General features: G+C 59.7%; 19 protein-coding genes. 7 read left to right on the forward strand and 12 right to left on the reverse strand.

Going from position 1 to position 22,065, the window contains the following annotated elements; all coding sequences use genetic code 11:
• The 6 genes from ACMG4N_RS13705 to ACMG4N_RS13730 form a co-directional block, all read right to left on the reverse strand.
• A complete protein-coding gene (locus ACMG4N_RS13705; RefSeq protein WP_297768718.1) occupies positions 1-522 on the reverse strand; it encodes a ZrgA family zinc uptake protein in 522 nt (173 codons plus the stop codon).
• A complete protein-coding gene (locus ACMG4N_RS13710) occupies positions 500-904 on the reverse strand; it encodes a MerC domain-containing protein (RefSeq protein WP_297768715.1) in 405 nt (134 codons plus the stop codon). Before ACMG4N_RS13710 ends, ACMG4N_RS13705 begins: the two co-directional genes overlap by 23 nt.
• 308 nt (positions 905-1,212) lie before the next feature.
• The gene (locus ACMG4N_RS13715) at positions 1,213-1,671 is read right to left on the reverse strand and encodes a transcriptional repressor (RefSeq protein ID WP_297768712.1); all 459 of its coding nucleotides are present in this window, start codon (positions 1,669-1,671) and stop codon (positions 1,213-1,215) included.
• An 8-nt stretch (positions 1,672-1,679) separates the two neighbouring features.
• Complete coding sequence (locus ACMG4N_RS13720) at positions 1,680-2,309, reverse strand: DUF1826 domain-containing protein (protein WP_297768709.1); 630 nt, start codon at positions 2,307-2,309, stop codon at positions 1,680-1,682.
• Positions 2,306-3,529: a zinc metallochaperone GTPase ZigA gene (gene zigA / locus ACMG4N_RS13725; RefSeq protein ID WP_297768706.1), complete on the reverse strand. Its 1,224-nt coding sequence runs from the start codon at positions 3,527-3,529 to the stop codon at positions 2,306-2,308. The genes ACMG4N_RS13720 and zigA overlap by 4 nt, the downstream gene beginning before the upstream one ends.
• Positions 3,530-3,533: 4 nt before the next feature.
• The gene (locus ACMG4N_RS13730) at positions 3,534-3,956 is read right to left on the reverse strand and encodes a TraR/DksA family transcriptional regulator (protein WP_297768703.1); all 423 of its coding nucleotides are present in this window, start codon (positions 3,954-3,956) and stop codon (positions 3,534-3,536) included.
• Positions 3,957-4,026: 70 nt separating this feature from the next.
• On the opposite strand from ACMG4N_RS13730, the gene ACMG4N_RS13735 reads away from it, so the two are divergent.
• Positions 4,027-4,269, forward strand: coding sequence for a hypothetical protein (locus tag ACMG4N_RS13735; RefSeq protein ID WP_414432081.1), 243 nt, complete (start codon positions 4,027-4,029; stop codon positions 4,267-4,269).
• Here the strand turns inward: ACMG4N_RS13735 and ACMG4N_RS13740 are convergent.
• The gene (locus ACMG4N_RS13740; protein WP_297768700.1) at positions 4,250-5,122 is read right to left on the reverse strand and encodes a TraB/GumN family protein; all 873 of its coding nucleotides are present in this window, start codon (positions 5,120-5,122) and stop codon (positions 4,250-4,252) included. The genes ACMG4N_RS13735 and ACMG4N_RS13740 overlap by 20 nt on opposite strands.
• A 128-nt stretch (positions 5,123-5,250) precedes the next feature.
• Here ACMG4N_RS13740 and ACMG4N_RS13745 point away from each other — a divergent pair, with 128 nt between their 5' ends.
• Positions 5,251-6,627 (forward strand): alanine/glycine:cation symporter family protein, encoded by a 1,377-nt coding sequence (locus tag ACMG4N_RS13745; protein WP_297768697.1) that lies wholly within the window; start codon positions 5,251-5,253, stop codon positions 6,625-6,627.
• Here ACMG4N_RS13745 and ACMG4N_RS13750 read toward each other — a convergent pair.
• Positions 6,602-7,210 (reverse strand): HAD family hydrolase, encoded by a 609-nt coding sequence (locus ACMG4N_RS13750; RefSeq protein WP_297768695.1) that lies wholly within the window; start codon positions 7,208-7,210, stop codon positions 6,602-6,604. The two genes, ACMG4N_RS13745 and ACMG4N_RS13750, sit on opposite strands and share 26 nt — an antisense overlap.
• A 101-nt stretch (positions 7,211-7,311) precedes the next feature.
• Between ACMG4N_RS13750 and ACMG4N_RS13755 the strand changes: the two genes are divergently transcribed.
• A complete protein-coding gene (locus ACMG4N_RS13755) occupies positions 7,312-7,827 on the forward strand; it encodes an outer membrane beta-barrel protein (protein ID WP_297768692.1) in 516 nt (171 codons plus the stop codon).
• Positions 7,828-7,918: 91 nt separating this feature from the next.
• Here ACMG4N_RS13755 and ACMG4N_RS13760 read toward each other — a convergent pair whose 3' ends face one another.
• Both ACMG4N_RS13760 and ACMG4N_RS13765 read right to left on the reverse strand, forming a co-directional pair.
• Positions 7,919-8,944 carry a lipase secretion chaperone gene (locus tag ACMG4N_RS13760; RefSeq protein WP_297768689.1) on the reverse strand — a complete coding sequence of 342 codons (1,026 nt, stop codon included), beginning with the start codon at positions 8,942-8,944 and terminating at the stop codon, positions 7,919-7,921.
• Positions 8,945-8,995: 51 nt separating this feature from the next.
• Positions 8,996-9,670: a TetR/AcrR family transcriptional regulator gene (locus ACMG4N_RS13765; RefSeq protein WP_297768686.1), complete on the reverse strand. Its 675-nt coding sequence runs from the start codon at positions 9,668-9,670 to the stop codon at positions 8,996-8,998.
• A 272-nt stretch (positions 9,671-9,942) separates the two neighbouring features.
• On the opposite strand from ACMG4N_RS13765, the gene ACMG4N_RS13770 reads away from it, so the two are divergent.
• Together ACMG4N_RS13770 and ACMG4N_RS13775 are read left to right on the forward strand one after the other, a co-directional pair.
• Complete coding sequence (locus tag ACMG4N_RS13770; protein WP_297768683.1) at positions 9,943-10,911, forward strand: esterase/lipase family protein; 969 nt, start codon at positions 9,943-9,945, stop codon at positions 10,909-10,911.
• Positions 10,912-11,331: 420 nt separating this feature from the next.
• Complete coding sequence (locus ACMG4N_RS13775) at positions 11,332-12,915, forward strand: MFS transporter (protein WP_414432084.1); 1,584 nt, start codon at positions 11,332-11,334, stop codon at positions 12,913-12,915.
• Here the strand turns inward: ACMG4N_RS13775 and ACMG4N_RS13780 are convergent.
• Positions 12,893-13,294 (reverse strand): hypothetical protein, encoded by a 402-nt coding sequence (locus ACMG4N_RS13780; protein ID WP_297768677.1) that lies wholly within the window; start codon positions 13,292-13,294, stop codon positions 12,893-12,895. The two genes, ACMG4N_RS13775 and ACMG4N_RS13780, sit on opposite strands and share 23 nt — an antisense overlap.
• A 412-nt stretch (positions 13,295-13,706) precedes the next feature.
• On the opposite strand from ACMG4N_RS13780, the gene ACMG4N_RS13785 reads away from it, so the two are divergent.
• On the forward strand, positions 13,707-14,555 hold the full coding sequence (locus tag ACMG4N_RS13785; RefSeq protein ID WP_297768675.1) for a metal-dependent hydrolase: 849 nt from the start codon (positions 13,707-13,709) through the stop codon (positions 14,553-14,555).
• 420 nt (positions 14,556-14,975) lie between these two features.
• On the opposite strand, the gene ACMG4N_RS13790 is transcribed toward ACMG4N_RS13785, so the two are convergent.
• Entirely contained in the window at positions 14,976-20,564 is a 5,589-nt protein-coding gene (locus tag ACMG4N_RS13790) for an alpha-2-macroglobulin family protein (RefSeq protein ID WP_414432085.1), read from the reverse strand.
• A gap of 131 nt (positions 20,565-20,695) precedes the next feature.
• Here ACMG4N_RS13790 and ACMG4N_RS13795 point away from each other — a divergent pair, with 131 nt between their 5' ends.
• The gene (locus ACMG4N_RS13795) at positions 20,696-21,733 is read left to right on the forward strand and encodes a DUF3080 family protein (RefSeq protein WP_297769434.1); all 1,038 of its coding nucleotides are present in this window, start codon (positions 20,696-20,698) and stop codon (positions 21,731-21,733) included.
• The last annotated feature ends 332 nt before the right edge of the window (positions 21,734-22,065 follow it).

The raw sequence follows: 22,065 nt of genomic DNA on the forward strand, positions 1-22,065 counted from the left end.
TTACTCCAGGGGAATGCGGGTGTCGCCGGGGGCCAGGCGCAGAGCGCCCTGCCCGGCCGGCAATAACAGGATCACCTCGGTGGTCAGGCCGGAAAAGGTCGCCAGAAACGGCAGCGTGACATCGGTGAGCCTGTCCGGGGACTGACACTGAAAGGTCCATTCCGCTTCCACGTCCGCATGATGCTCATGATCGTGGTCGTGCTGGTGACTATCCGGAAACAGCACTGCTACTCCGGTGCGGGTTTCATGGCTGAGTGTGCAGTCGGCCTGGGCGGACGGTTGCGGTTCGCTTACCTGTTTCAGACGATCCTCGTAACGGACCCGGGCGGCGGCATCCACTGGCGGCTGTTCGGTGCCGAGAATATCCATCAGCGGCGCGCGGAAACTGACGGTCAGGCTTTGCCCTTCCACCACCACCGCCGCCTCGGCCAGGCCGTGCTGATGTACCTCGGCGGCGACAGCCGGATTGCCAGCCAACAGCAATAACCCGACCAGGCTCTCAAGCAGTACGAATTTCTTCATGGTGACTCTCACATTCCTTGCAGGCCCGGATGTTCGCCACATGGGTGGCAACCAGACAGATTCCGACCAGGCTGGTGAGCAGCGGTTCCCACAGCGTGTCGTGCAGCGCCGCTTCGAAAACAGTCAGCAGGCACAGCACCATCAGCGCCACCAGGCCGGGCAACAACACCCGACGCCGACGATGTCGGCGATAGCCAACCACCATGGCGAGCACACTGACCGGCACAATCAACGCCAGAAGTGCCTGATGAAACAGCTCATCCACCCCACCAACCACCGACAGCAAGCCAATGGCAAACAGCCCGGCGACGCTGGCCACACAATGGATCATACACAAACCGGACAGGGCGATGGCCGCCTGATCCAGACGTAAACGTGACATGGTTGTCTCCCGGTTTTCTAAAAAACAGCAAGCTTCAAGCTGCAACGCGAAAAAAACGCCTCGATAATGTTCCGTTCTACTGCTACGCGCTCAATCCAAAATCTTAAAGACGGATTTACCACAGAGGGCACAGAGATCACTGAGGAAAAGACGGTTTTTTCTCTGTGTGCTCTGTGCCCTCTGTGGTGAAAATGCCTTTGATCCTGGTCTTTTATCGGGCCGCCAGCGACGCTCCTAAGGTAGAGATTGCAAACAATCGCGCCCCGCTATCGCCATAGGGGGTTTATAAACAAGTGCTGCCTGCTTTTTTAATGCACGTTGCAGTTCGCGCAGCGGCCATGAACCTCCAGCAAGGGGTTCTGCTGGGTCACGAAGCCCAGGCTGTTGATGCTCTGCTGCAACTCGCTGATGGCCGACCCCGCCATGGGGGTTTCCTGCACGGCACCGCAATCGTCACAGAGCAGGAACACGGTGCCCTGGTGACCGTGATGGCAGGTGATGTGATCGCAAGCCAGATACTGGTTGGTGGAGCTGAGCCGGTGGGCCAGCCCCTGTTGCACCAGAAAATCCAGCGCCCGGTAGATGGTGGGCGGCTGGGCGTTGCTCTGGTACTGGGTCTTGAACTGGTCCAGTAACTGGTAGGCACTCTGCGGGCCGGACTGGGTCAGCAGCAACATCATCACCTGACGACGTTGCGGAGTCATGCGCACACCCTGCTCGCGGCAATGCTGTTCGGCGCTGGCGAGAATACGGTCGGTGCGGCTCATGACAGTTCCTATATATCCAGTGTGACCAGCAAGCGTTGCTGACCGGGAGACACGGGCGGGGACCGGTGGACCACGCCCGAGCCCGGATTATCCCGCCAGGTGTCGCCTTTGAACAGGGCCACCTGACCGGCCTGCAGTTGTTGCACGCTATCAACCGCATAGCGGCCCTCCTGCTCAACGCCCGGCACCAGCAGACCGGCAGGCACCGACGGGGCCGGCAGCCACTGGCTGCCCGGGCCCCCATAGGTACACAGCAGACGCACGGGAATACGATCCACATGGAAGCGCGGGCACATGGGTTTTTCCAGGGCCGTCACCCGCAGGCCCACACCAGTGGCACCGAACAGGCAGGCCATCATGTCGGCCAGCAGCACCAGGTCCTCACGCAGTGGCGCGAAATCCTCACCGGGCAGCGAGCATTCGATGGAAGCTGATAAATCTTTCACATCCAGCCAGCTTTTTACCGCCAGTTTTTTCCTGCATGCCTGCTGCACAAGCTGCTGATCGATAGGGCTGCGCCGATCCCAGACAGAGACCTGCACCGGGTCCATCATCACATCGGCGAGCACCCCGGCATCATCGCGCATCACCAGGCCCGGTGCGGCATAGGCCTTTGGCGAGGTCTTTGCGTCAATCATCCGGCCATCTCCCACTGCGGGAACGGGTCTTCCAGTTGCTGCCACAGTTCCTTCCCGGCGAGCATTTCCTCTTCCGTGAGCAGGCAGGCGTCCAGCGCCTGGCGGGTAGCTTCCGGTTGCAGGTTGTGGCCGATGAACACCAGCTCCTGGCGCATGTCGCCGAAGGGTTCCTGCCACTTTTCCATGATCATGGCGCGGTATTCCGGGTCCGTGGGCCAGCTGTGGTCCGGTACGGTTTTCCAGAACAGACCCGCCGGGCCATGGTGGGCAATCTCGCCGGCCTGGCTCCAGTTGCCGGCAAATTGCGGGCGGCTGGCTAGCCAGAAGAAGCCCTTGGAGCGCAGCAGCGTGCCGTAGGGCCAAGGCTGTTGCAGAAATTCCCAGAACCGTTGTGGATGGAAAGGACGACGGGCTTCATAGCTGAAACTGCTGATGCCGTATTCCTCGCTTTCCGGCAAGTGTTCACCACGCATTTCCTTCAGCCAGCCCGGCGCCTGCTGGGCTTTTTCAAAATCGAACAGACCGGTATCCAACACTGCGTCCAGGGGCACCATGCCATTCTTGATGGGGATAATGCGCGCTTCCGGGTTAAGCAGCCGCAGTGTGGCAGTGAGCGTGTCCAAATCTGCCTCGCTGACCAAGTCGGTTTTGCTGATCAGCAACACATCACAGAATTCCACCTGCTCCACCAGCAGGTCCACCACATTGCGCTGATCGTCCTCTCCCAGACTTTCACCGTCTTCCTGCAAGGTGCGGGCACTGCGGTAGTCGCGCAGGAAATTCACTGCATCCACCACGGTGACCATGGTATCCAGCCGCGCCACCGAGGACAGACTGTCACCGTTTTCGTCTTCAAAGGTAAAGGTTTCCGCCACTGGCAAGGGTTCGGAAATACCGGTGGATTCGATCACCAGATAATCAAAGCGCCCTTCCCGGGACAGCCGGGTCACTTCCAGCAGCAAGTCTTCGCGCAGCGTGCAACAGATACAGCCGTTGCTCATTTCTACCAGTTTTTCTTCAGCACGATTCAGGGACACCTCATTGCTGACCAGCGCCGCGTCGATATTGATCTCGCTCATGTCGTTGACGATCACCGCCACGCGCAGGCCGGCACGGTTGTTGAGAATGTGGTTGAGGACGGTAGTTTTCCCTGCGCCGAGGAAACCCGACAGCACGGTAACGGGTAGCTGGCGTGCGGGAGCAGCTTGCTGGGTAGTCATGGAATTATCCGGTTCGTGAATGGGCATAGTGTCTTTCGTTTTCTTCCAGCCGGGTTTTCACCTCGGCGCAATATTGCGCCGTCGGGCGGGCCAGTAATCGGCGCAGCCCGATGGGCTCACCACTGATCTCACAGTAGCCATAATCACCGCTGTTGAGACGCCGCAGGGACTGGCGGATTTTTTCCAGCAGTCCCTGGCGTCGGGCCAGAAAGCGCAATTGATGCCGGCAGGCCTCCTCGTCCACGGCCGCATCCAGTGGGTCCGACTGGGGCGGGGTCTGTAATACCTGCCTGGCACTGGCCAGCTCCTGTTCACAGTCCCTGGCGAGACGCAGCAACAGGGCGCGGAAAAATGCCTGCTGGGCGTCATTCATGTAGTCCGCCTCGGGCATGGCGAGCAGGGCCTTTTCACTGAGCACGTCCGGCATGATGGCCTCCTTTTAAGTTATGTTATAACATAACATTTAATGGACGCAATCACTGCCGGAAATCACGCCCATGGCCTTCCCGATTCCTGCCAGTTATGACGAATGGCGGCACTGCATTACTGAGGTTTGCGGACTGGCGCTGACAAACGCCTTCATACACCAGCGCCTGGCGGCGCTGGAAAATTCAAACGATCACATGACCCGAAAATTTATCGCCCTGTATGGGGAATCCCACTGGCAACAGACCCGGGCCTGGTTCACCCGGGCGTTGAACGAACTTGCTGACAGTTCCCCTACTCGGAACCCGCGTTGAAAGGCACGACCTGGTAGCCCGCCTCTTCGAACATCACCTGCAGACTGTCCGGGCCACCCAGATGCAAGGCGCCGACCAGCACCAGATTCGGCGTATCGGCCGCCATGGCCTGCTGGATTTTCGGAAACCACTGGCGGTTACGCTCGATAATCAGGTTCCGGTAGATACTGGGATATTCGGCCTCCATTTCATCGGCACCCAGTAAGGTGTAGAGGCCATCCATATCGCCTTTTCGCCAGGCGTTGACCGCCTCTTCCATCATGCCATCCATGTGCTCGATGCCTTCCAGGGAGGACTCGATCAGAGCGTCGCTGTTCTCTTCATTCAGCTGCGCCATGAAGGACAGCAAGGTATCGCTGGATTCCAGAAACCCCATTGCCTTGCCATGCTGGTTGGCCCGGGTGAAATAGTATTCGTCAACACCCCGACCAAAGCCCTGACGGCCCAGTTCATGAACCGTCATGGCCATGGAGACCATGGCCGGCTTGAAGCTCTGGTAGGTGGCCAGCGGAAAATTGGCCTGGGCGGCATAATCCTGCAATTGCCGCCAGACCGGATCGGACAGATCCTCTTTAAGGGTACGGCCAGCTGGCTGCATCATCATCTGCGTCAATCGCCGGGAAAAGGCCGGGGAGGCAGATTCGGCCAGATTGGATTCCAGATACACCTGCTGCGCCTGGTCATAGGCCTGCTGCATGGCTGACGGTGGCGGCAGATCCGCCGGGCGGAGAAAATGCACGGTGGCTCCCAGCCGGATACGTTTACCATCCTTACTGATTTCCCAGACCGGATCCGCCTGTAGCCAGGGCGCCAGAGACAGCAACACCACCAGCACAGCAAGCCGTCGAATCATCCACAATCCCATCATCATCCCCCCGTTGTTTTTCTTTCAGTGTGTCAGCTTGCGCAGAAAAAGAAAGATTACAACGTCCCTTGCAGAGACCTGACCGCGCAGCAAGCGGCATGCTAGGGTTAAGCCCCATGGATACGATCAAACAACTCGAAACGGCCATGGGCCAGATTGTCGGCTTTCTCTGGGGGCCACCGCTGGTGGTGCTACTGGTGGGCGGCGGCCTGTTCTTCCTCCTTTACTCCCGTCTACTGCCCTATCGTTATTTGCCGCAAAGCGTGCGTCTGCTGTGGCGTAAACCAGACCGCGGTGATCCCGGTCAGCTCTCCCATTTCCAGGCCCTGAGCACCGCCCTCTCCGGCACGCTGGGCATGGGCAATGTGTCCGGTGTAGCGCTTGCCATCGCCATGGGGGGCCCCGGGGCGATTTTCTGGATGTGGGTCAGTGCCCTGGTGGGTATAGCCACCAAATTCTATACCTGCACCCTGGCGGTGATGTTTCGCGGCCAGGACAGTGAAGGCCAGTGGCAGGGCGGCCCCATGTATGTGGTGCGCGAAGGGCTGGGTAAGAAATGGCTGCCGCTGGCCTATTTCTTCGCCGTGGCCGGGCTGCTGGGCACCATGCCGATCTTCCAGATCAATCAACTGGTCCAGGTGCTGCGTGACACCCTGGCCATCCCCGCCGGCCTGGCCAGCGCCGATGCCCATTTCACGTTTGACCTGATGCTGGGCCTGGTGCTCGCGCTGCTGGTAATGGCTGTGGCCCTGGGCAAATTGCCCCGGCTGGGCAAGGTTACCGGCATGCTGGTACCGACCATGGTGGTGGGGTATCTGATGCTGACAGCTGTGGTACTGGCAAGCCATGCCAGCGACATTCCTGCTGCCTTTGCGATGATTTTCGAGGATGCCTTCAGCGGCAATGCCGTTGCCGGCGGCGTGGTGGGGGCTGTGATAATCACCGGCATTCGCCGAGCGGCATTTTCCAATGAAGCCGGTATTGGTACCGAAGCCATGGCTCATGGTGCCGCCCAGACCAAGGAGCCGGTGCGTGAAGGCATGGTCGCCATGCTCGGGCCGGTGATCGATACACTCATCGTCTGCACCTGCACGGCTCTGGTCATTCTGATCAGCGGCGTCTGGCAAAGCGGGGAAAGCGACGGGGTCACGCTTACAGCCAACGCCTTTGGCGACCTGTTCCCCCATGGCGGCGCCGTCATTCTGGCAGTGCTGGTGTCCCTGCTCAGCCTGAGTACGGTTTTCACCTTCTGGTACTACGGCAGCAAGTGCCTGGGCTTTTTGATTGGGGCGAAATACCAGCACCATTACATATGGTGGTATCTGGTGCTGGTGGTGTTGGGTGCCGTGGCATCACTGAAGCTGGTGGTGAGCCTGATCGATTCCATGTACGCGCTGATGGCGATTCCCACTATGACCTCTGCCCTGCTGTTGGCGCCGAAGGTCAATCAAGCGGCCAAGCGATATCTCAAGCCGTCGCAAGCATCTCGGTAAATTGCTCAAAATCGGCAAGGTGCCAATCAGTTTCGTCGGGGTAGCTGTCGGTTAGTGCGGGATCATAGAAACAGCTGATCATATTGGCGCGCCGCGCCGCCTGCAGGTCGTAAAGAAAATCGCCCACATAGACAAGACGCTTCGGGCTGAGGCTCCAGGCAGCCGCGATCTGTAACAGGCCGTCGGGAGCGGGTTTTGGCGGGCAGTCTTCCCGCGCCAGCAGTATATCCACCTGTATTCCCAGACGGGTCATAGTCAGGTCTGCGACTTCACGGGCATTACGGGTGAGAATGGCGGTAGGCAAGTTACGGCGGGAACAAAACTGCAGGCATTCGCGAGCACCGGGTATCCATTCGGCACGCTCGGCACCACGGCGCTCATGATCGAGAACAATCTGCTCGGCAGCACGTCGGTCACTCTCAGGGAGTAACTGAATATATTCAAGTACCCCTACTCCCTCCGGGCAAGCCAGTTCGCTACGAATGGCGGTAAAGTCGAGACGCGAATCCACCAGGGTACCGTCCAGATCGAAGATCACTCCCTGAATCGAGGAAAGCGTATTAGTGTCAGGTATTTTCATCATTGCAGTGTACCCCGAGCCAACGTGAAAGCAGCAACAAGCTTGCTATTCACAAGGATCAAACTGGGAGATACTGACCCTCACGTTATTTAGGAGTGATGCTCATGAAACGCTTTGCAAAAGCACTCAGCGGATTGGCCTTGTTGTCACTGGCCCCTCTCTCCAGCGCTGGCGGCGTCTATATCGGCGCCGGACTCTACAACGCCTCCGTAGATGAAAAAGTGGACAGCCTGAACTTTGACGATAGCGATACCACCGGCGCCCTCTTCCTGGGTTGGCGCCCCATTGAATTGCTTGGGGCGGAAGTGGGCTATTACGACTTCGGCAAGCAGGAAGCTGACAACGGCACCAAAATTGAAGGCGGTGCCGTTACCCTAGCCGGGCTGCTGAGTTTCGAATTGGGCCCGGTAGGCCTTTATGGCAAGGCCGGTGTGGCAGATACGGATTTTGATATCAGCAATGGCGCCAGCAAGGATGATGATTCATCCACGGATGCCTTCGGCGGGGTCGGTGCCACCGTGGATCTGCTCGACAAGCTGTACCTGTATGGCGAGTTCGTGCATTTCGATAATGATGTCGGCGTCGATATGATCGGCGCGGGTTTGCGTTACCATTTTTGATGACAAACCCGGTCAGCAAATAGCTTGCAGGAGCCGGCTTGCAGCCAAACCTGATTGGCCGACTGCGGGCAAGCTCCTACCAGTACCGTCTTCAGGGTGTCTGGGTGTTGATCCGATCCAGGGCCTGCACCCGGGCCAGTTCCTTGTCTTCAAATAACTGCTGCTGAAGCCGTGCCAGGGCCACCTGCTGATCAGTGTGCGACAGGCCGCTGCTGATCAGTTGCTGGCGCTGCTGCCGATACGCCTCATAGCGTGCCTGCCAGTCCTGTCGCTGTTGTTCCAGTGCCTCGAAACGCGCCACGGCCTGGGCCCCGAACGTCTGCTCCCGCAGTGCCCGGATTTCCGCGTCGCTGGCACCCTGCTCCCTCAACCTCTGGGTGCGTTGCTCCAGCCATACTGGTGCGCGGGTATCATGAAGCATCTGCTGCATGCCCGGCGGCAGGTCCTGTTCGAGGTTGCTCAACTGCCTGTCACGTTGCTCCGCCGACAGCCCTTCATTCTCAAGCAGCGCCTGCCGTTCAATCATGTAACGGTCGTAGGTCATATCCAGACCATAAAAGGCATCGGCGACTTCCGGACCCAGATAGGCCTGCTGCATATCATGACGCTGGCGAATGGCCGCGCGCATGGCCGTCACACTGCCATCGTGTTCCGGTAATTGCGCCATGGCTTCGCGCAACCCCATGTATTGCTCATAGAGCGCCCAGGCTTGCTGCGCGGCTTGCGGTGGCAACTCTTCTGCCAAGTGTCCTGCCAGGCGCGCCTGAATATCCTCGAGAGACTCTTCGCCCAACGCCGTCAGAAAATAATCAAACACCTGGCGAATGGCAGGATTGATAAGCAGATCACCACTGGCATTGACCTGCAGGTTGCCGTCCACCCGGGTACCGCTCAGAGAAGCCGGTATCGGCCCCAGTTCTGTAGCCCGCTGGCGGTAATGATCATAGCGAGTCGTGTCGGCAGGCACTGATGCAGCAGGACCGGTAGCGGTGTTACTGACGCTGCCCGTCGACGGATCTTCTGGACTATCCGGTTCAGAGGGTCCCGGCAAGCCCCAGATCAGTAATGACGCCATTAGTACAAGCAGAACCACACCCGCAAGGTAACGTTTTCCCATGGCCTTTTCCTTTTTGTTGTTCTTTGGGTTTTTCAGCCTTGATCACTCTCGTCAACGTTCCTCCAGGCCCAGCAGGCGACTGAAGAACGGTGACGCCATCATTTCCTGCCAGTCGTGCCGGTTGCCCAGCATGGCAATGCACAAACGCCCCATGACCTCAATATATCGGGGCATCTCGGTATGTTCCGCCTGCATGCAAAACTGATAACCGAGATGCTCGATGCCCTGTACCAGGGAGGTCAGCGCCAGATCATCCGGCGGCGTCCGGCCATGCTTGACCATACTGTCGTGCAAAATGGCAACGATGCGCTGGTTGTGTTCATCGCGATACCGCGAAACCGGTGATGACAGGTCATGCAACTCGCGAAACCGCGCCTCCATCAGCAGGCCCTGTGATCGTCCCCAGTTCAGGTAGCCACTCAGGGCCATGGGCAGATAGTCATAGAATTCTTTTTGCGGTTGCTGGAAGACTTTTACGAATAACCGCTCCACATCCTCGTTACAGAGGCGAACAATGTCGTCGATCACATCCACGGCCGAGGAAAAATATTTGTAGAAGGTTGGCCGGGACACCTGCGCCTGCTTGAGAATCAACGCCACCGTGGTGCCATAAGTGCCATGCTCCCCGTATACCTCCCGGGCCGCGTCGATGATGCGTTCCCGGGTGTCCACGGTTTTTCCGGCAGGCCTTCCCCGCCGCTTCTTTTGCCCTGAAGCAGGCTGCATATCTCTTATCCTTAACACTCATGTTACTTTACTACAACTGGCCGACCTTTCCAGTCACCCCCCAAGGAAGGCCAGCTTTCTTGGCTCCAGTACTTTATTCGTAATCCGTGCACAGTTAACAGCGAACCTTTCCTTGCTTATAACAAACAAATATTAACACTACTGTTAATTAATGATTGCGATTCCTTTAAGGTGGATTCACTCCTGACCAGGGAGCGCTCGGCGAAGACCTGGCAGTACCGCCGATAACAATAAACAACAAGGTGATGCCAATGATTTTATCCCGAAGAGCGCCGCTACGGGCGCTAAGTCTACCCCTTTGTCTGCTGCTGTCAGCTCTCAGCTTGCCCGCGCACGCCGGATGGTTCGACTGGCTGTTCAAGGATACCTATACCGAAACCCGTTATCCCATCGTGCTCAGCCATGGCCTGTTCGGCTTTGATGACATTGCCGGCTACAACTACTGGTACCGAATTCCCGAAGAGCTGCGCCGCAGTGGTGCCGAGGTGTATGTCACCCAGGTGGCTGCCGCCAACAGCACGGAAGTACGCGGCGAGCAACTGGCCCGTCAGGTAGAGACCATCCTCGCCGCCACTGGTGCGGAAAAGGTCAACCTGCTGGGCCACAGCCATGGCGGCCCCACGGTTCGCTACGTGGCGTCGGTGTACCCGGATTATGTGGCATCCGCCACCGCCGTGGCCGGACCACATACCGGTGCCCGCATGGCCGATGTATTGCTTGGGGTGCAAGAAGCCTTGCCTGTAGCTGCGAATCTCCTCGGCAGTATCGTCAATGCGGCAACCGGATTTCTGGACCTGATTTCCGGTGGTGGCTACGAGCAGGATTCACTGGCAGCCCTCTATTCCCTGTCCACTCAGGGCAGCACGGAATTCAACAACCACTACCCCGAAGGCCTCCCGGAAGATGCCTGCGGCCACGCACCGGAACAGGGAGATAACGGCGTGCGTTATTACTCCTGGTCCGGCGCCAAGCCGCTGACCAATGTGCTGGATATCAGCGACGCCGGTATCGGCTTGATCTCCCTGCTCTACCTGGGCGAGAAGAACGACGGTCTGGTGTCCAGCTGCTCCAGTCATCTGGGCCTGGTGATCCGCGATGACTACCGCATGAACCACCTGGATGAAGTGAACCAGATCGCGGGTCTGGTCAGCCCCTTTGAAACCAACCCCACCGCCGTGTTCCGCCAGCATGCCAACCGGCTGAAGAACCGCGGACTCTGAATCTGGCAAAACAAGAAAAATAACGGGAGAGTGTTTTTTTAGGGCGCCTAAGTGCGCCCTTTTCTTTGGTTCTTCGCGGCGGAGAGAAAATGCTGCGATGACCTTTTTGATCGCAAACACCTGCGATACCCAGGACGTAGGGTGTCACTGAGCCTAAGGCGAACTGCACCATCAAACGCCGAATCGGTGCAGTTCGCCTTAGGCTCAGTGGCACCCTACGCCATCTGCCCGTCCTCGCCGCTATTTCCCGGGCAGGCTTCACACTGTCGTGCAACCGACACTAGCTTTTGCGAAATCCAGAAAGGATACTGGCCGGCTGCTTTTTTTACGCAGCCAGCTTGACCTCAAGTCAGGTTGAGACTTTAGGGTTCTTTAACCGCTGCCGTGTCGAAAAACGGGCATCGGAAACGACAACCTGATATGCCCTGTTGCGAGGAAGACACCATGCCCACCCCCCAAGCCGCCACCCGTCGCGAGTGGCTGGGACTGACGGTGCTGATGCTGCCCACCGTGTTGCTGGCCCTGGATATGACCGTGCTGCATCTGGCAGCCCCCCATCTCAGTGCCGACCTGCAACCCACCAGCGCCGAGCTGCTGTGGATACTGGATATCTATGGCTTCATGATTGCCGGCTTCCTGGTGACCATGGGCACTCTGGGCGATCGTATAGGTCGGCGGCGCCTGTTGCTTACCGGGGCCACCGCCTTCGGTATTGCCTCGGCCATGGCGGCCTTTGCCACCAGTGCAGAAATGCTGATTGCCACCCGCGCGTTACTTGGCATTGCCGGGGCCACGCTGATGCCGTCGACCCTGTCGCTGCTGAGAAACATGTTTCAGGTGGAGCAGGAGCGCACGGTGGCGATTACCGTATGGATGACCGGTTTCATCGTCGGTAGCGCCATTGGCCCGTTGGTGGGCGGTGCGCTGCTGGAGTTCTTCTGGTGGGGCTCGGTGTTCCTGCTGGGGGTTCCGGTGATGTTGTTGTTGCTGGTGTGCGGTCCGCTGCTGTTACCGGAATTCCGCGATGAGGATGCCGGCGCCCAGGACTGGACCAGCGCCCTGCTGTCCGTGGTCACGGTACTGGCGGTGATCTACGGCCTGAAAGACATGGCCCGTAACGGAGTGTCATTGATGCCACTACTCTCCATCGCGCTGGGGCTCGCTATCGGCGTGCTGTTTGTCCGTCGCCAACGGCGGCTGGCCGAGCCCATGTTCGATCTTTCGCTGTTTGCTATCCGCACCTTCAGCACCTCGGTGGCTGCCATGCTGCTCACTATCCTGGCCCTGTCCGGTGCCTGGCTGATGGTGTTCCAGTACCTGCAAGGCGTGCTCGACCTGTCGCCGCTGGAGGCCGGGCTGGTGATGCTGCCGCCGGCGCTGGTGCAGACCGTGGCGTCGTTACTGGTCCCCCGGCTGACCCGTTACCTGCCCCACTGGCAACTGGTCAGCGCCGGGCTGATGATGGCGGCAATCGGTCTGCTGATCCTGCTGCTGGTGCACAGCCCGGCCCAGATTCCCTTGCTGATCCTGGGGATGACGGTGATGGGGGTGGGCGTGATGCCGATGATGATTCTGGGCACCGACATGGTGGTCAGCGCCGCACCGGCACGCAAAGCCGGCGCTGCCTCAGCCACCTCGGAAACCGCCACGGAACTGGGCATGGCACTGGGGATTGCGGTGATCGGCAGTATTGGCGCGGCCGTCTACCGGCAACATATGCTGGAGCAACTCCCTGCAGGATTGCCTGACGAGCTGTCACTGGCTGCCGGGGATACCCTGGGCGGGGCCATCGGTGCCGCCGCACAGTTGGGACCGGAGCTGGGTGCGTCGGTGATGGCCGCCGCCCGTGAGGGGTTCAGCCTGGCCCTGCATACCAATTCCGCCATTGGAGCAGGGATTCTGGCGATGACCGCCGTACTGGTGGCCGTGATGCTGCACAAGCGCGCTCCGGACGATGCAGCAAGCGCCGAGCGGACGCCGCCTACTTCACCCGATCAACAATAACCCGGGTGTCTCCGGCCTCTGCCGGGCCGGCACCGAAGGCCGCCACCAGGGTAAGGCCTTCGCCAAGACGCACCTGCTGGCGAATTCTGTGGCGGCCGTCACCACTGCTGCCGTAGGCAATATCCAGCGAAAAGCTGTTGCTGCCCAGCCGATCGATGGCCACGGCATAGCCGTCACCGCTGGCCTGCCAGTGGTGACGGCTATCACTCTGATACAAGCGAATCACCCAGTCCCGACCACCATCATCACTACGTTGATTCACCACCCGGATCCCACTGTCTGGCACGCCATAACGCTCCATCACCAGAAAGTGAAACGCACTGGCAATCGCCACCAGACACACCACAGCGCTTATCAGCAGACGCCATTTACCTGTCATTGCCGACCTCTATCAGCGATTTAAAATCCATTGTTTCAATTCCGTTTTCCGGGGGGCCTCTGCGTAACTCCTTGCATGCTCAGCGAGACCTGAAGTGTGCAGCTGTTGTGTTTTGTCGTGACGGACAGGGTGGCTCCCTTTCCTAGCGACAAAGCGCAGCAGATGTGCGCTTCAGGTCTCGCCCTCCGGGGCTTTCAGGCTGGCCCACACTCGTTGTTGCCGTTCTTTGAAGGTATAAGCCTCGACAGGCCACCAGCATGCCTTCAAAAGTGCGCCTAGATTGTGAACCAGCCTGAAAGCCTGAGCATACAAGGAGTTACGCAGGGGCCCCCTACTGTCACAGTGGAATTGTAATTTTCGACCAACAGGCGTTAAGTGGATGGCAGGACCATTGGAGAAAGGTGATATAACAATGAAAATGCATATCATGCCAATTCGCCGGAACCTGAAGTTCCATGTTCCGGATGAAAAGGTACTCAACTGGCACAGTTGGGGCCCCACGGTGACCCAGTTCTTCAACACCCTGTCGCTGTTTTTCCCGGAAGGTGAGCGCTTCTTTATCAATAGCGTGCGCAAGTATCGCGACCGCATCGACGACCCGGAGCTGCAGGAGGCCGTGCGGGCCTTTATCGGCCAGGAAGCCATGCACGGGCGCGAGCACGAGGACTACAACCAGAAGATGGTAGAGGCCGGCCTGCCGGTGGATACCCAGGAAGCCATTGTTTCCAAACTGCTGGATGTGATTTCCAAATACACCCCCAATGCCCTGCAACTGTCTGCCACCGTGGCACTGGAACACCTGACCGCCATTCTCGCCGATATCCTGCTGCGTGAGCCGGACCTGATCGATGACTCCGACGAGGCCTACCAGCGCCTGTGGCACTGGCACGCCCTGGAAGAAACCGAGCACAAGGCGGTCGCTTTTGATGTTTACCAGACGGTATTCGGTAGCGGTATCAAGGCGTGGGCCCTGCGCAGTGTGGGCCTGATCCTGGCCACCACCATTTTCTTTGCACTGTTCTACCCGTTTTTCCTAATCAACACCTGGAAGGTGGGCCAGCTGTTTAACCTGAAAGGCTGGTGGCTATCTTTCAAGTTCCAGTGGCTGAAACCGGGCGGCCTGCGCCGGGTGGTGATTCCCTGGCTGGATTGGTTCAAACCCAACTTCCACCCCTGGGACCACGACAACCGGGAGTTCCTGGCAGAAATGGATACCCTGATCGGCGACGCGGACGGTTACCAGAAAAACGAAGCCGCCTGATACAACGCGATAAAGCACCCACAAAAAAGCCCCGGAACATTCCGGGGCTTTTTGCTTAAGGAAACTCTTGAAGAAGCAGCACTGTGCCAACGTCTTCGTCATGCGAGCATGACTTCCCACAAATCCTGACGCAGGGGTTTGTGGGAAGCGATGTTTACATCGCGAAGGGTCTGCACCGGCACAGACCTTAAGTGAACGATATAACCGGAAAATGCCAGCGAGCTGGGTAGGGTGAATTAGCCGCAGGCGTAATCCACCACCCAACCCTGTCACGCATAATCAACGCGATGAGGGTGGTGTCTCGGACCACGAAAAAAACCGCAAGCAGGATCTTCACCACAGAGATTCAGAGTTCACCGAGCCTGTTTTTCCTCTGTGTGCTCTGTGACCTCTGTGGTAAATCCATTGCCTTTACGGCCTCTACTTTTTCACCTCCACCCATTGGCCCTTGCTACGCGCCTGACGGCGTCCGTCGTACATGGCTTCCACGGTCCAGGCCGGCAGGTAGAAGCGGCCGGCGAAGGAGGCGCTCAGGTCCACCCTCAAGGTCAGGGCATTGTTGCTACCGGGTTTCAGGTCGAAGTAATGCATCACCCGGTCATCGCGCAGATCCTGATAGGTCACCTTCTCGTTGTTGTCCGCGCTGCCATCCAGACGGCTGCTGGTGAGCTGCCAGCCGGAGGGCAGGATCTGGGTGAGCGCCACATCGTCCAGGGTGCGCGAGCCGGTGTTGGTCACCGTCACTTCCGCAGTGAAATCCTGCCCCTGAGTCAGGCTGGCCGGATTGATCGGCGTGTCACCCACCATGAACCGTACTGCCAGACTCAGGCCTTCGCTCACCGGCGCTTCGTTGCCCGGCAACGGGGTGCCGGTCTGGCTGAGGGTGACGAACAACTTGCGGTCGCTGTCGTTGCGCACACTCAGCGACTGTTTGTCATCCCCTTCCCTGCCGCCGGCATTGAGCGGCTGGCGGGTTAGCGGCGAGGTGGCGGCGATATCCTGCCAGCCCTGTTTGCCTTCCTGCCAGGCAAAGCGGTAACCATGATCGCCCCCCTGACTGCCCGCATAGCGGGCCATGGCCATCAGTGACCAGGCTGTGGTCTGGGTGCTGTACCAATTCTGACCGGATAGCTGATCGGCAATATCGCGGGCCAACGACCAGGCCTGCTGCTCCCGATTCTGTGCCTGAGCCACCGTCAGGCGAATGGCCTGATCACGCAGGGAGGAGCCATAGGTGTAACTGGCACCGTCATAGTCCAGGTCATCCACATTCAATGTGGTCAGCTCTGCTGCCACATCGCTGAGCCCCATCTGCTGATAGGCCGCCGCCAACAACCAGCGACCGCTGTGGTAACTGGCGCTGCGAGGGTAATCCTGCTTCGCCATCTGCAGGCGCTCACGCAGGCGATTCATGGCACCCACTTGGGGCTTGCCGGCCAGAGCCAGGGTGTACTGGCGATAGGCTTCCGCGCTCCATTCCCAGGGACGGTCCCCCAGGGTCTGACTGCGACGTGTCTGATAGTCGACCCAGTCATTCATCATGCCCGCGGGCACCGCATACCCCAGCCGTCTTGCCTCCAGCAGGAAGTGACCAGCATAGGTAGACCCCCAGTCATTGGCCTGTGCCTGGCCGGGCCAGTAGCCAAAGCCGCCATTGGCTAGCTGGAAGCGTTTGAGCCGTTCGATGCCGGCGGTAATGTTGGTCTGGATCTCCTGCTGCTGTTGCTCGTTCAATTGCACCAGCTGTTTCAGGTACAACTGCGGCAGCACCGACGAGGTGGTCTGCTCGATACAGCCGTGGGGATAACGCAGCAGGTAGTTCAGCCGCCGCTCCAGGCCCATGGCCGGCAAGGCGCTCACGGTGAGATTGGCGCTGTTGGTGCCGGTCATACCGTGGGGCTGGTAATCCAGCGCCCAGGCTTCGCCTTTCTCCAGCACCTTGAAGGTGTCGCGGGTGGTGGGCGGGTTGGCTGCCCGCACCGGCAGGTGCACGGTTTCGCTGGCGCGATGCTTGCCGCCCGTGGCTGTCACCGTTACGGAGCCGGTACCCACCCGATCGTTGGCACGCAGACGCAGCATGGCGATCTGGTCCGACGGCCCGGTAAAGGTCAGTTCCGCTTCGCCGGTTTCCACGCTGAACAAATCATCATCCGCCTGCACGGACAGCTTGACCTGTTTCACCGTGTCGTCGGTGACGAACACGGTCACCGGCAGATCCACGGTTTCGCCGGGGCCCATGACCCGTGGCAACGTGCTCAACACGGCCAGCGGCTGGGTGACGGTGATGTCCTGATCCGCCTTGCCGTAGGCGCCGTTGTCGCCGGCCACCACCATGGCCCGTACCTGGCCTATGTAGGGCGGCAAGGTGATTTCATGGCTGGCCTTGTCACCCGCGTCCAGGGTGAAGGGGCCGAGGAATTTCACCACCGGCGGGAAACGACGGCGTTGTTTCTCGCGGCCATCATCGGCGCCATCGGAGCCCCCCAGGGCCAACAATCGGTCCAGCTCGGCCCCGTAGGCACCGACCACCATGTCGAACAGGTCCCAGGTGAGTACGCCCAGGGCCTCGCGGCGATAGAAGGCGCTGTGGGGGTCCGGGGTGCGGTAGTTGGTCAGTCCCAGCAGGCCTTCGTCCACCAGCGCCAGGGTATAGGTCATGGCCTTGCCCTGCTTTTCGCTGACGTCCACGGTGAAGTTTTCTTCCGGCTTCACTTTTTGCGGGGCTTTGATCTGCGGCTGCAATCGGGTGGCCGGGTCTTCCACCAGTAACGGCACGATGCCATACAGGCGGATGGGGCGATCATTGTCCCGCTGGTGCGGCTGCAACAGGGCCACATGCACATACACGTTGGGCGCCATCTCGGCGGTGACCGGAATCTCCAAAGTCTGCGCCTGGCCACTGGCCGGCAGCCAGTAGTGATCCAGCACCCGGGAGCCGTTCTCCAGACTCACCAGCAGGCGGCCTTCACTGACCGCGGGCAATTCCACCCGGGCGGTGTCTCCCACCTGGTAGCTTTCCTTGTCGGCGGACAGGGACAAGCGGGTGGCGGCATCCTGGCTGCCACTGGCCTGGTCGCTGCTCCAGCCCAGATACACCGTCTGCGAGGTGCAATGATCGCTTTGCCGGTCGCAGATACGGATCAGGTGACGACCCCAGTCATAGTTGTTGCCATCCAGAGTCCATTGGCCCCGGCCTTGTGCATCCGTGGTCAGCTGTGCCTGGGTAACCACCTTGGTATTGGGGTCGCTGATGAAATTGCTCAGGTCGTCGCCGGAGCGGTCCCACCACCAGCGCCAGTCGATTTCGTAGATGGTGATATCCAGCGGCCGGCCAGCCACCGGCTTGCCCTGGCTGTTCACGCTGATCAGGTCGATCGGGTGCCTGCCCTCGCGGGACAGGGCGCCGCCCCAGCCGCTGCCCTGCGGCACCTGCATGCCAACCCAATGTTTGAAGGGGTAAACCGGCACACTGCGAATTTGGGTGCTGTAGTCACCGCTGTTCTCGAACACCCGGGTGGTGAGGGTAGCGCGCAGCATGCCCGGGGTTTGCTCCACCGGAATGGTAAGCGGGAAGCTGGCCTTGCCCTGCCCGTCCACATGGGCCTCGAAGGCAGTGAAGGGCTCGCTGCTGAGGGCGCGGCTGCTGTCGTCAAAATGGTAGGCATTGAGGCCATCGAAGCGAGTCGTGGTCGCCGCCACCCGCACTTTCACATCCGCTTTCAGGTTGGCGGCGGTGGCACCGTTGAGCCATTGGGTAAACAGGCCCACCTGTGCCGCTTCGTTGGCGGGCAGTTGCTCGGGCAGTTCCAGGTCGATCTTCAGCCGGTTGGGCTTGATCGCTTCCACCCGCACCGGGGTATCGAAATAGCGCTGGCCCAGCCGGGCCACGGCCCGCCAGTTGCCGGTGGGCGCGTCTTCGTCCGTGCTCAGGGTAAAGGCATAGAAGTCACCCACCGGCTGGTCCAGGGAGTAGCTTTTCACCTTGTTACCGCGGGGATCGAACCAGTCCAGGGTGAGCGGATGGTCGTCGGGCAGCACATCGTTCTTGTCTTCGAGAATAAAGGTCAGGTGGATGTCGTCGCCCGGGCGCCACACATCCCTTTCCCCGTAGAAGAACCCTTTCAGACCGTCGCGCACGGTCTGGCCGCTGGTGTTGAACTGGTTGGTGGGCAGCGCACGGTTGCGAGCCACTTTCAGGAAACCGGTGTCGCGGTCTTTTACCGCCTGCAGATAGAAAGGCGTGCCATCCAGCTGGAGGCTGGCCATGCCCTCTTCATCGGTAAGGCCCATGCCCACCTGTTGCTGCTGGTAATTGTAGGCCTTCACCACCACCTCGGCGGCGGGCTCATTGTTGTCCAGGGTGGTGGCCACCACGTGCAGGATATCGTTCTGGCCGCGCTTGGCGATCAGGCCCAGGTTAGAGGCCAGGAAGGCGCGAGTGCTGCTGGCAAGGTCGTTATAGCGGTAGTAGCTATCGGAGCAGGGATTGTCCTGTTCGTACCAGCTCAGATAGCCGGCATCGCGATAATAGTTGGCCAGGCTGTCTGGTTGCTCCTGTTCCTGCCCCGGGCCTTCGTAGTTGTCCGGCAGGGTTGTGTTGCGGGTCAGGGTATTATCCGGGCAGGCATAGGTGATGTCGTCGCCATCAATGGTCAGGGTGAGATGCACCAGGCCATCGGGGTGTTTGGCCATCAGCTCGGTCAGGTCCAGATGGTAGCGCTGCCAGCCGTCGCCGTTGGCGGGAAGCTCAAGGGTTTTCTGCCACAGGTAGCGACCGGTGCGGGTGTCCATGTCCCCTTCGTCCAGCTCACTGCCCTGCAAATAACGGCCGATATTGTCGTCAAACACCCGGAAGGCCTGCACCTTCACCGAGCGAATACCGACGGCTTCAAAGGGGACGCTGAGCTGCTTGCCGTCCGGGAGGATGGTGCCCTTGCCGGCAAAGCGCACACCGGGCTTGGTCATCATCAGGGTGACGGTTTTTTCCAGTTTCACCGCCAGCCGGCCATGGCTGGCGGAGCGCAGGCCGGCATCGATCACCAGCGCTACATCCTCTTCCTTGTCATCCTGGGGATAGACCCGCAGGCGGCTGCCGTCCACTTCCAGGCGTGGCGCCTTGCCGTTCAGGGTGACCAGGCCATTGAGGTTCTGGGAGCCTTGCAGCGCCTCGGAAAAATTCACTTCCACATGGGGTTTGGGGTAGTTCACGGCCCGCACATTGGTGACTTCGAAGGCCGCTATCGCAGGGACGTTGTAATGGCGCTCACCCTGATTTTCCACGCCCAGGGAGCTGCCATCCCAGCCCAGGGTCACCTGGCTGGCCTGGTCGCCCCGACGGATACCGGATACGGTAAACCCATGGCGCAGGCCGGCCTTGTCGTGCTCCCAGCTTATCGGCAGGGTCTGATTGTCCTGGCTGGCGCGCAGGCTTTTTTCCACCCTCTCTGCGTCTGCCAGATCCCGGGTTTCCAGGCTGCCGGTTAGCACCATCTGCTCCCCGTCATCCGCGGGCAACAGGGATTGCACGGTCAGGCTCAGTTGCTGACGCATGACCTGCAACGGCAATTGTGCGGTGGGCAGGGTTTCATCCACGCCGTTCAGCCCCTGGGCATAGAGCATCAGGGTCACGTTTTCACCGGCGGGTAGCGGCTCTGAGGGGCGTATTTCCAGCCGGTCTTCAGCAGTAAAGCGAATGTCTGCCGGTATGTCCGGCACCAGCCGGGCGACACCGGAGACCGGCTGATCAAGCTTTTCTGCCGCAATGACCGGGTGATTGAAACGCACCACCAACGGGGCCCGGGCACTGATCACCCCGGAGGGAGCAGACGCCAGGTGAGCCTGCCAGCGGTCATCCAGCTGTGCAGGCGCGGGCTGCGTGGTTTGCGTGTCCGCTTTATCCTGCTTGGGTGGTGAGTCGCTGCCTCCCTTCTCTCCGGTATCACAGGCGCCCAGTGATAATGCCAGACACAGCATCAGTAACCGAAAAAACGGCAATCCCCTCGTTGACATAATACGCTTCCAATGCAAATTGATGATCAGGCCAAACATAGCACAACCGTCCTGCAATTCGCGGACAGATCGACCACAGTGTCAACGGTTTGGCATAAGCGAAACACCGGATTAAGCGGAGTCCTGTCGTGATGCAGAAAAAAACCGGCTGGGGGCTGGCAGCCCTGGCCATGGCGTCGCTACTGGCCATCGGGTGGCTGGCCCCCCAGGACCCGGATGAGGCGCGCTGGGAGGACTACCTTGACCGCATTGCCCGGCTGAGCCGACAGGCGCTTCCCGAACGTGCCCCGCTCCCCCTCCTGCCCTACCCCGGTGCCCGTGAATTGCGGCTGCCGCTACCGGAACACCGGGTGGATATGCTCGACTATCTGGAGCTGCGGCACTGCGGTCTGATGGAACTGATCAGCCAGCGCAACAGCTCGCTGGGCAAGCTGCAGGCGGATTCCTTACGGCTCAGTCATGAACTGGCGTTTATTCAACAGGCACGCACCTGCCTGGAGGAAAACACCCTGGACGACCCGGAGCTGGTAACGGTCATGTCGCAGGTGGTGGCCGAAAAGGAAGCCGCGTTGCCGGCCCTGTACTGGAATGTGCTTGCCAACAGCGAGGAAATACGGCGTTTTTTCAGTCAGTCCCCGTCCGCCAGTGTCGGCGACACCAGCGCGGCCTTGCAGAGCCTGCAACAACTGAGTCACACCGTGATTGCCCATAAACAGAGCGGCGCGGTGACGCCGCTGAATCTGGAGCCGCTGCTGGAAACCCTGGCCCATAATCAATCCGGCGGCTACCTGCTGCGGCGCATGGCGCTTTCATTGCGTGAGCTGGAGCGTGGTAACCAACTCCTGGCGGGCATTGATCCGCAACGTCTTTGTCCGCGCAACCAGGCCAGCACCCGGGCCCGGCGCTTGCGCAATGTGCTGGACAAGGTGTGGGGCCCCAAGGTGCAGCAGGCCCTGGCGCAAAGCCGTCGCCAGCGCCAATCACTGGCTGACAGCCTCGAACAGATGAACGGTCTGCTGGGTTCGGCCCCCGCCCCTTTCACCCGCTGGCGACAGCATTACTTCGGCCCGAATGGGGTGGAAAGCCGCATGGAGCATGCTCTGGAGCGCCATGTAACCCTGTGGCAGGAGCACTTGCGGGCCTGCGGATTGATGCCAGAAAAGCCCTGATACGGGGTTTATATGCACTTCCGTGCAAAAATTGACCTGGCGGGCTAAACAAAAAGTCTACAAAGCGAATGTTTCGGCGAACAAGTGTCCACATAATCCCAGGCGTCGATGAGGTCCCATCCATCGACTCCGGAGTTTTACTCCGTGATAGCTCTCCCGAGCCAAACTATTACGGCGCCTTATGGCGCCGTTTTTTTTAGCTTCTAGCTTCTAGCTTTGATCGTCCTGCGGACGATGCCGTGCTTCGCACGGTTCGCCATGCAAGCATGGGCTCCTACAGCGGCTTCGTAGAAATGACGAGGTCTCGGGAACGTCTCAACCTTTCCCTATCC

Origin of the sequence: Alcanivorax sp. IL2, from assembly GCF_047495475.1 — a bacterium.
In the GTDB taxonomy this organism is placed as follows: Bacteria; Pseudomonadota; Gammaproteobacteria; order Pseudomonadales; family Alcanivoracaceae; genus Alcanivorax.

Excerpts from the sequence above, each read along its gene's own strand:
- ACMG4N_RS13705 (WP_297768718.1), bottom strand. The coding sequence starts at position 522 with ATGAAGAAATTCGTACTGCTTGAGAGCCTGGTCGGGTTATTGCTGTTG.
- ACMG4N_RS13710 (WP_297768715.1), bottom strand. The coding sequence starts at position 904 with ATGTCACGTTTACGTCTGGATCAGGCGGCCATCGCCCTGTCCGGTTTG.
- ACMG4N_RS13715 (WP_297768712.1), bottom strand. The coding sequence starts at position 1,671 with ATGAGCCGCACCGACCGTATTCTCGCCAGCGCCGAACAGCATTGCCGC.
- ACMG4N_RS13720 (WP_297768709.1), bottom strand. The coding sequence starts at position 2,309 with ATGATTGACGCAAAGACCTCGCCAAAGGCCTATGCCGCACCGGGCCTG.
- zigA (WP_297768706.1), bottom strand. The coding sequence starts at position 3,529 with ATGACTACCCAGCAAGCTGCTCCCGCACGCCAGCTACCCGTTACCGTG.
- ACMG4N_RS13730 (WP_297768703.1), bottom strand. The coding sequence starts at position 3,956 with ATGCCGGACGTGCTCAGTGAAAAGGCCCTGCTCGCCATGCCCGAGGCG.
- ACMG4N_RS13735 (WP_414432081.1), top strand. The coding sequence starts at position 4,027 with ATGGCCTTCCCGATTCCTGCCAGTTATGACGAATGGCGGCACTGCATT.
- ACMG4N_RS13740 (WP_297768700.1), bottom strand. The coding sequence starts at position 5,122 with ATGATTCGACGGCTTGCTGTGCTGGTGGTGTTGCTGTCTCTGGCGCCC.
- ACMG4N_RS13745 (WP_297768697.1), top strand. The coding sequence starts at position 5,251 with ATGGATACGATCAAACAACTCGAAACGGCCATGGGCCAGATTGTCGGC.
- ACMG4N_RS13750 (WP_297768695.1), bottom strand. The coding sequence starts at position 7,210 with ATGATGAAAATACCTGACACTAATACGCTTTCCTCGATTCAGGGAGTG.
- ACMG4N_RS13755 (WP_297768692.1), top strand. The coding sequence starts at position 7,312 with ATGAAACGCTTTGCAAAAGCACTCAGCGGATTGGCCTTGTTGTCACTG.
- ACMG4N_RS13760 (WP_297768689.1), bottom strand. The coding sequence starts at position 8,944 with ATGGGAAAACGTTACCTTGCGGGTGTGGTTCTGCTTGTACTAATGGCG.
- ACMG4N_RS13765 (WP_297768686.1), bottom strand. The coding sequence starts at position 9,670 with ATGCAGCCTGCTTCAGGGCAAAAGAAGCGGCGGGGAAGGCCTGCCGGA.
- ACMG4N_RS13770 (WP_297768683.1), top strand. The coding sequence starts at position 9,943 with ATGATTTTATCCCGAAGAGCGCCGCTACGGGCGCTAAGTCTACCCCTT.
- ACMG4N_RS13775 (WP_414432084.1), top strand. The coding sequence starts at position 11,332 with ATGCCCTGTTGCGAGGAAGACACCATGCCCACCCCCCAAGCCGCCACC.
- ACMG4N_RS13780 (WP_297768677.1), bottom strand. The coding sequence starts at position 13,294 with ATGACAGGTAAATGGCGTCTGCTGATAAGCGCTGTGGTGTGTCTGGTG.
- ACMG4N_RS13785 (WP_297768675.1), top strand. The coding sequence starts at position 13,707 with ATGAAAATGCATATCATGCCAATTCGCCGGAACCTGAAGTTCCATGTT.
- ACMG4N_RS13790 (WP_414432085.1), bottom strand. The coding sequence starts at position 20,564 with ATGTCAACGAGGGGATTGCCGTTTTTTCGGTTACTGATGCTGTGTCTG.
- ACMG4N_RS13795 (WP_297769434.1), top strand. The coding sequence starts at position 20,696 with ATGCAGAAAAAAACCGGCTGGGGGCTGGCAGCCCTGGCCATGGCGTCG.